Origin of the sequence: Ruminococcus sp. CAG:57, assembly GCF_000435935.1 — a bacterium.
Lineage (GTDB): Bacteria > Bacillota > Clostridia > Oscillospirales > Ruminococcaceae > Hominimerdicola > Hominimerdicola aceti.
This window is the reverse complement of the sequence record NZ_FR890754.1, coordinates 1-393: the sequence shown is the minus strand read 5'-3', so window position 1 is coordinate 393 and position 393 is coordinate 1. Positions and strand designations below refer to the sequence as shown.

Here is a 393-nt window from a genome sequence, read left to right as displayed (position 1 = left end):
GAGCCAATAGATATTCCCAGCGCCCGAAGCGTCTGCGGACCTGCCGTTCCCGTCTGACTTATCCCCTGCTGTTTCTGAAATTTTATCACAGCGGCTTTGGTCTTTTCGCCGTAGTATCCCGTCACAGAGTCGTTGAACAAACCACGTTCTTTAAGGCGTTCCTGAATAGCCCTAACCTCACTGCCGCTAGACCCAAGCTGAGAGAGCGCACTGTCCGAACCGCCCCAAAAGGCATTCACCGCAGCCAGCGAAATTCCCACCGCCAGCACCGTCACCACAGCTTTTTTCGCAAGCAGATTTCTCATTGTTCTCATAAGATCACCTCCTGAAAATCTGCATTTATTTTTTACAGCATTTACAGATTTATTCACGCCATGTCAATATGCACAAATA

The 393-nt window shown here is 48.9% G+C and carries 1 protein-coding gene; it reads right to left on the bottom strand.

Annotated features, from left to right (window positions below; genetic code table 11):
• A partial coding sequence (locus tag QVO88_RS08045; RefSeq protein ID WP_288177901.1) for a peptidoglycan-binding domain-containing protein occupies nt 1-314 on the bottom strand: 314 nt, incomplete at its 3' end.
• Nucleotides 315-393 lie beyond the last annotated feature (79 nt).